Source organism: Agromyces humi (assembly GCF_009720255.1).
GTDB lineage: Bacteria > Actinomycetota > Actinomycetes > Actinomycetales > Microbacteriaceae > Agromyces > Agromyces humi.
This window is the reverse complement of record NZ_WJSP02000188.1, coordinates 1-7,038: the sequence shown is the minus strand read 5'-3', so window position 1 is coordinate 7,038 and position 7,038 is coordinate 1. Positions and strand designations below refer to the sequence as shown.

Below are 7,038 nucleotides of genomic sequence, written 5' to 3'. Positions count from 1 at the left end.
TCGGCGGCAACCTGTGGATGCTCGGCCTGGGCCTCTCGGGCTTCGGAACCATCCTCGGCGCGGTGAACTTCATCACCACGATCATCACCATGCGCGCACCCGGCATGACGATGTTCCGCATGCCGATCTTCACGTGGAACACGCTCGTGACGTCGATCCTCGTGCTGATGGCGTTCCCCGTGCTCGCCGCGGCCATCCTCGCTGCCGGCGCGGACCGCATCTTCGATGCCCACATCTACGACCCCGCCAACGGCGGCGTGATCCTGTGGCAGCACCTGTTCTGGTTCTTCGGGCACCCCGAGGTCTACATCATCGCGCTGCCGTTCTTCGGCATCGTGTCGGAGATCTTCCCGGTGTTCAGTCGCAAGCCGATCTTCGGCTACAAGACCCTCATCTACGCGACCATCGCCATCGCCGCGCTGTCGGTGACGGTGTGGGCCCACCACATGTACGTCACCGGCTCGGTACTGCTGCCGTTCTTCGCCTTGATGACGATGCTCATCGCGGTGCCCACCGGCGTGAAGATCTTCAACTGGATCGGCACGATGTGGCGCGGTTCGATCACCTTCGAGACGCCGCTCGTGTGGTCGATCGGCTTCCTCATCACCTTCGTGTTCGGCGGCCTGACCGGCGTCATCCTGGCGTCGCCGCCGCTGGACTTCGCCGTCTCCGACACGTACTTCGTCGTCGCCCACTTCCATTACGTCGTGTTCGGCACCGTCGTGTTCGCGATGTTCGCCGGGTTCTACTTCTGGTGGCCGAAGTGGACCGGGAAGATGCTCAACGAGACGCTGGGCAAGTGGCACTTCTGGCTGCTGTTCATCGGCTTCCACACCACGTTCCTCATCCAGCACTGGCTGGGCGTCGTGGCGATGCCCCGCCGGTACTACTCGTACCTGCCCGAGGACAACATCACCTGGATGAACCAGCTGTCGACGATCGGTGCCGGCATCCTCGCCGTCTCGATGATCCCGTTCTTCCTCAACGTGTACCTCACGGCGCGTCGTGCGCCGAAGGTCACCGTGAACGACCCGTGGGGCTACGGCCGTTCGCTCGAGTGGGCCACGAGCTGCCCGCCGCCGCGGCACAACTTCACCTCCATCCCGCGCATCCGATCCGAGGCACCGGCGTTCGACCTGAACCACCCCGAAGCCGGCATCCCCGTGGGCATCGGCCCAGCGAAGGATGCACCCGAAGCACCGGTCTACGACGCAGCGACGAAGGAAGTCAAGTAAATGCGCGCGAACGCCATTCTCTTCTGGATCCTGGCGGCCTTCTTCGCCTTCTCGGCGATCCTCTACAGCGTCTGGACGAGCATCGACGGCAACGACCCGGGTGTGGAGTGGGCGGGAACCGTCGCGTTGTCGCTCACGACCGTCCTGGCCGCATTCATCGCCTTCTACCTCGGACGCGTGCACAAGGCGCAGGGCGCTGAGCTGCCCGAGGATCGTCTCGATGCCAACATCGACGACGGCGACCCCGAGCTCGGCTTCTTCAGCCCGTGGAGCTGGTGGCCGATGGTCCTCGCGGCCGGCGCGGCCCTCGGCTTCCTCGGTCTTGCCATCGGATTCTGGATCGCGTTCATCGCCGTGCCGATCGTGGTGATCGCCCTGGTCGGTTGGGTCTTCGAGTACTACCGCGGCAACTTCGCTCGCTGAGTCCGACTCAGTACGTGTCTGAAGCCCCGGCGCATCCGCGCCGGGGCTTCACGCATGACCTCTCGCTCGAGGTCAACCGCGCACGGCGCCGAGAAGGCACCAAGCGGGGCCACGATGGCGGTAGACGGGTTCGAGGCCGTGGGAACGGAGGACGTCCAGCATGAGCTGCGGCGAATGCACATAGCCGCGGTAGCTCCGACCCGATACACGAACCATGAGGTTGCCGATGGCCACCGTCGCTCGCGTCACGATCGTTCGTGGCGGATACGAGAAGACGATCGTGCGGCGCGCACGATCTGCCGCTGCTCCCAGCAATCGTCGGACATCCGGATAGCAGCACACCACGCGGTGCAGCACCACCACATCGGCCCGTTCGACGGCCTCAGGCGACGCGGCGAGATCGATGCCGACGAGGCGGTCGACGCGGTCGCCCACTCCGGCCTCATCGATCAACCGAGCCGCCTCAACCTCGTACGCGGCGGACAGCTCGAGATTCGTCGTGCGAGCGGCCCCGCGTGCGAGGAGTTCCAACTGCACCTCGCCGACACCCCCGCCGACCTCGAGGACCGTTCGGCCGCTGAGACCGGTGCCGGTGGAGACGAGGAACTCGACGAGCTGACGCTCGGTCGGCGTGAGTCCCTTCCGACGGTACTGACGCGCCCGCTTCGCGGCGAATCGCGCATCGAAGACCGCGTCGTAGCGACTCGGGTCCGTCGGACCACAGCACTCGTCCATGGGAACAGTATGAGTCGATCGCTCGGGTGTGTCGCCGTACCGGCCCACGGTGGCGATATCAGGCCAAAGGTGAGTCAGCCGGTCGATGCGGTCGCGTGCCCGAAGACCAGGATATCGACGGAGATCGTCACGTCGATCGACTGCTCGGGCTCAGTGCCGGTCGTCGTCACGGTCGTCGCGTGACGTGCGGAGGGTCCCATGCCGACGAGGAGCCGGCGCATCGGGGGATCGGTGCGCAGGGCGTACTCGATCGTCGTCGATGCGATCAGGTCCAGGCCATGGGGTGCGAACTGCTTCACCACCTGCTCCGCCTTGCCGGCGGGCACGTCGAGCAGCTGGCCGTCTCGACGCAGTTCGGCGAGATGACCGGGGCGCGGCACCACCACCACGAGCCGTCCACCGGGCGCGAGCACGCGTGCGAACTCGGCCGGGTTGCGGGGTCCGAACACGTTCAGGGCGACGTCGACGACGCCGTCCCGGATCGGAAGCGGGCTCCAGAGGTCGAGCACGACCCCCGTGGCCTCGGGAATCGACCGAAGGCTCATTCGCACGGCATCGGGGGAGCGGTCGGCCAGGAGCAGCCGTGCATCGGGAATGGAACGTGCGAGGGCACCGGAGTAGTAGCCGGTACCGCAGGCGAGATCGGCGATTCGCAGCGAGGCCACGTTCGACGCCGTGGCATCGTTCCCGATCGCTTCGATCAGCGCGTCGGAGATGGGGGAGTAGGCGCCGCCGTCGAGCAGTGAGGCGCGCGCCGCCAGCATCTCGCGATCATCGCCGACCGTCCGCGGCGCACGGGGCGAAAGGAGGGTCAGGTAGCCGTGCTTGGCGCGGTCGAAGCGGTGGCCGCTCGGGCACCCGTAGACGCGCTCGTCGATCGCAGCGAGGTCACGGGAACAGTTCGGGCACCGGAGCCACGCCGAATCGATCGACATGGGCCCGGTGCCCGATTCCGTCTGAAGCCGTGACTCAGTGATGCGCCGAGTGCGATGCCTCGAGCTCGCCGCGGGTGACCGGTGCGATGCGGTCCTCGAAGAACCAACGCGACATCCCGGCACGGAGCTTCTGGCCGACCGTGATCTTGCCGCGCGCGTTCGGGCGGATCATGAGCGGCTGGTAGGCGTCGTAACTCACCAGACGCCAGCGGTCGTACTCGTCGAGGGGCTGGTGCACCTCGATGAACTCGCCACCCGGCAGCTTCACGATGCGACCCGACTCGTAGCCGTGCAGCACGATCTCACGATCCTTCTTCTGCAGCGCGATGCACACGCGCTTCGTGATGAAGTACGCGAGGAACGGGCCGATGATCACGACCGCCTGGAGGGCGTGGATGACCCCCTCCATCGTGAGCGAGAAGTGGGTCGCGAGGATGTCGGAGCTCGCCGCGGCCCAGAGGCCCGCGTAGAACGTGACACCCGCGGCACCGATGGCCGTGCGGGTCGGAGCGTTGCGCGGCCGGTCGGCGATGTGGTGCTCCCGCTTGTCGCCGGTCACCCACGCCTCGATGAACGGGTAGATCACGACGAGGACGATGAAGATGCCGATCGCGATGAGCGGGACCAGGATGTTGAACGACCAGGTGCGGTCGAGCCACACGAACTCCCAGCCCGGCGGGATGAGACGCAGGGCGCCGTCGGCGAAGCCGATGTACCAGTCGGGCTGCGTACCGGCCGACACGGGGGAGGGGTCGTACGGCCCGTAGCTCCAGATCGGGTTGATCGTGAACATCGACGCGATGAGCGCCAGCACACCGAAGATGATGAAGAAGAACCCGCCGGCCTTCGCCGCGTAGATCGGCAGGATGGGCGGGCCGACCGCATTCTGCTGCGTCTTGCCGGGTGCGGCGTACTGCGTGTGCTTGTGCACCACGACGAAGACGAGGTGGATGGCGATGAGCGCGACCAGGATGGCGGGCAGCAACAGGATGTGCAGCGTGTACAGGCGACCCACGATCGCAGTGCCGGGGAACTCGCCGCCGAAGAGCAGGAACGACGTCCACGTGCCGATCACCGGGATGCCCTTGATCAGGCCGTCGATGATGCGCAGGCCGTTGCCCGAGAGCAGGTCGTCGGGAAGGGAGTACCCGGTGAAGCCCTCACCCATCGCCAGGATGAACATGGTGAAGCCGATCACCCAGTTGAGCTCGCGCGGCTTGCGGAACGCACCGGTGAAGAAGATGCGCAGCATGTGCAGGCCGATCGACGCCACGAAGAGCAGGGCAGCCCAGTGGTGCATCTGGCGCACGAACAGGCCGCCGCGGATGTCGAACGAGATGTCGAGCGTCGACGCCATCGCCACGGACATCTCGACGCCCTTGAGCGGCACGTAGGAGCCGTCGTAGTGGACCTCGGCCATGGACGCCTGGAAGAAGAACGTCAGGAAGGTGCCGGTGATGAGGATGACGACGAAGCTGAAGAGCGCGACCTCGCCGAGGAGGAACGACCAGTGGTCGGGGAAGGCCTTGCGACCGAGCTCCTTGACGAAGCCGGCAAGGCTGGTGCGCTCGTTGACGTAGGTCGACGCGGCAGCCGTGAACGACCGCTTCTGCGTGTCGTCGCGAGAGGTGATGGTACTCAACTGCGCTCCCAGAAACTCGGGCCGACGGGTTCGTTGAAGTCGCTCTGGGCGATGAGGTAGCCCTCATCGTCGACGGCGATCGGAAGCTGCGGCAGCGGGCGCTTGGCGGGGCCGAAGATGACCTCGCAGTGGTTGGCCACGTCGAACTGAGACTGGTGGCACGGGCAGAGCAGGTGGTGCGTGTGCTGCTCGTACAGGGCCACGGGGCATCCGACGTGCGTGCAGATCTTGGAGTAGGCCACGATGCCGTCGTACGACCAGGACTCCCGATCCGGCGCCTGGTTGAGCTCACTCGGCTCGAGGCGCATGAGGAGGACGGCCGCCTTGGCCTTCTCCTCCAGCCGCCCGTGCTCCAGCTCGGCCAGACCCTCGGGGATGACGTGGAACGCGCTGCCGATCGTGATGTCGGCGGCCTTGATCGGCACCCCCGACGGGTCGAGCGTCAGTCGCGTGCCCTTCGCCCACATGGTGTGGCTGAGCAGTTCGACGGGAAGCTGGTCTTGGGGTGCGAACCCGCGGAAGAGCACGACCGCGGGAAGCGGGAAGGCGATGAGCGCGCCGATGAGGCTGTTGCGGATCACCGAACGGCGCGTGAAGCCGGACTCGCGGTCCGCATCGGTGAAGACCTTGACGGCGGCCGCCTGCGTCTCGGGGGAGCCGCCGATCGGGTGCCGCTCGTCGGCGAGCTCGACGTCGGCCATGATCGACTTGCCCCAGTGCACGATGCCGAAGCCGAGCCCGAGCAGGGCGAGCGTCGCGCCGAGGCCGATGAACATGTTGTTCAGGCGGACCGCGCCGACATCGTTGGACTCGATGGGGAACAGCATGTAGGCCGCCACCGCCCAGACACTGCCGACGATCGACAGGTAGAAGAGCGTGTAGACCGTGCGGCTCGCGCGCTTCTCGCGCTTGGGGTCCTCGTCGGTCACGCGCGGACGGTGCGGCGGGAAGCCGGGGTTCTGGAATCCGTCGGAGGCGACGATCGCGGTGCCCGGCGAAACGGCTGGTTCGTGCGCGGCGTGCGACGAGTCGGCAACGGCGAGATCAGCGCCGCTGTGGTCGTCCTGTGCCATGGTTCTCCTTCTTGAGGTATTCGGTGCCGGGCGCTAGTTGGATTTCGCCGTGATCCACACGGTGATCGCGACGATCGCGCCGAGACCGAAGATCCAGATGAACAGGCCCTCGGCGACCGGGCCGAGCGAGCCGAGCTCGAAACCGCCCGGGGAGCGGTTGTCCTGCACGTACTTGAGGTACGTGATGACGTCGCGCTTGTCTTCGGGGGAGATGTTCAGATCGTTGAAGACGGGCATGTTCTGCGGGCCCGTGACCATCGCCTCGTAGATGTGGACGCCGGACACGTCGGTGAGCGGAGGGGCGAACTTGCCCTCGGTGAGCGCTCCGCCGGCGCCCGCGACGTTGTGGCACATGGCGCAGTTGATGCGGAAGAGCTCTGCGCCGTTCGCCGCGTCGCCTCCGCCGTTGACGAGGTGGTCGGCGGGGATGTCGGGGCCGGGGCCGAGCGAGGCGACGTAGTAGGCGAGCTGCTTGACCTGCTCGTCTTCGAACTGCGGCGGCTTCTGCTGCGCCTGCGGACCCTGCATCTGCATCGGCATGCGGCCGGTGCCCACCTGGAAGTCGACGGCAGCCGCACCGACGCCGATGAGGCTCGGGCCGTTGGCGGTGCCCTGGGCTTCGAGGCCGTGGCACGTGGCGCAGTTGGCCTGGAAGAGCTTCTTGCCCTCTTCGATCGTCGCCTGCGACGTCGGCTCGGCCTCGGCCTGGGCCGTGCCCGTGCTCAGCGCCGCGTACGCTCCGCCGGTGAAGACGAGTCCGAGCGCCAGCAGTGCGACGGTGGCGAGCGGGTGCCGGCGTCCGGTGCGTCGCTTCGAGCGGTTCATCAGTTTCTTCCTGTTCGCGGGCATGCTGTTCGTGAAGCTCCTGCAGTCTCTATTTGAGGACGTAGATGACGAGGAACAGGCCGATCCAGACGACATCGACGAAGTGCCAGTAGTAGGAGACGACGATCGCGCTGGTCGCCTCCTTGTGGCCGAAGTTCTTGACGGCGAAG

The 7,038-nt window shown here is 66.5% G+C and carries 8 protein-coding genes; 2 read left to right on the top strand and 6 right to left on the bottom strand.

Annotated features, from left to right (window positions below; translation table 11 throughout):
- Together GH736_RS14200 and GH736_RS14195 are read left to right on the top strand one after the other, a co-directional pair.
- Positions 1-1,235 (top strand): cytochrome c oxidase subunit I (locus GH736_RS14200; RefSeq protein ID WP_159604379.1); only part of this gene is annotated, 1,235 nt, incomplete at its 5' end.
- Positions 1,236-1,658, top strand: a complete 423-nt coding sequence (locus GH736_RS14195; RefSeq protein ID WP_159604377.1) for a cytochrome c oxidase subunit 4 — start codon at positions 1,236-1,238, stop codon at positions 1,656-1,658. It begins immediately after the preceding gene.
- Positions 1,659-1,730: 72 nt separating this feature from the next.
- Here the strand turns inward: GH736_RS14195 and GH736_RS14190 are convergent, their stop codons facing one another.
- The 6 genes from GH736_RS14190 to GH736_RS14165 all read right to left on the bottom strand — a co-directional run.
- On the bottom strand, positions 1,731-2,393 hold the full coding sequence (locus tag GH736_RS14190; RefSeq protein ID WP_159604375.1) for a methyltransferase domain-containing protein: 663 nt from the start codon (positions 2,391-2,393) through the stop codon (positions 1,731-1,733).
- A 74-nt stretch (positions 2,394-2,467) separates the two neighbouring features.
- Entirely contained in the window at positions 2,468-3,328 is an 861-nt protein-coding gene (locus tag GH736_RS14185) for a putative RNA methyltransferase (RefSeq protein WP_159604373.1), read from the bottom strand.
- Between the two features lie 34 nt (positions 3,329-3,362).
- Positions 3,363-4,970, bottom strand: coding sequence for a cytochrome bc1 complex cytochrome b subunit (gene qcrB / locus GH736_RS14180; RefSeq protein WP_159604371.1), 1,608 nt, complete (start codon positions 4,968-4,970; stop codon positions 3,363-3,365).
- Positions 4,967-6,043 carry a cytochrome bc1 complex Rieske iron-sulfur subunit gene (qcrA, locus tag GH736_RS14175; RefSeq protein WP_159604369.1) on the bottom strand — a complete coding sequence of 359 codons (1,077 nt, stop codon included), beginning with the start codon at positions 6,041-6,043 and terminating at the stop codon, positions 4,967-4,969. The genes qcrB and qcrA overlap by 4 nt, the downstream gene beginning before the upstream one ends.
- Positions 6,044-6,076: 33 nt before the next feature.
- Complete coding sequence (qcrC, locus tag GH736_RS14170) at positions 6,077-6,868, bottom strand: cytochrome bc1 complex diheme cytochrome c subunit (protein WP_159604367.1); 792 nt, start codon at positions 6,866-6,868, stop codon at positions 6,077-6,079.
- A 49-nt stretch (positions 6,869-6,917) separates the two neighbouring features.
- Positions 6,918-7,038, bottom strand: a 121-nt coding sequence (locus tag GH736_RS14165) for a cytochrome c oxidase subunit 3 (protein WP_203230774.1), incomplete at its 5' end; no start/stop codon positions are given.

What these genes read in the sequence shown, in the direction of transcription:
- GH736_RS14195 (WP_159604377.1), top strand. Translation starts at nt 1,236, where the DNA reads ATGCGCGCGAACGCCATTCTCTTCTGGATCCTGGCGGCCTTCTTCGCC.
- GH736_RS14190 (WP_159604375.1), bottom strand. Translation starts at nt 2,393, where the DNA reads ATGGACGAGTGCTGTGGTCCGACGGACCCGAGTCGCTACGACGCGGTC.
- GH736_RS14185 (WP_159604373.1), bottom strand. Translation starts at nt 3,328, where the DNA reads ATGTCGATCGATTCGGCGTGGCTCCGGTGCCCGAACTGTTCCCGTGAC.
- qcrA (WP_159604369.1), bottom strand. Translation starts at nt 6,043, where the DNA reads ATGGCACAGGACGACCACAGCGGCGCTGATCTCGCCGTTGCCGACTCG.
- qcrC (WP_159604367.1), bottom strand. Translation starts at nt 6,868, where the DNA reads ATGAACCGCTCGAAGCGACGCACCGGACGCCGGCACCCGCTCGCCACC.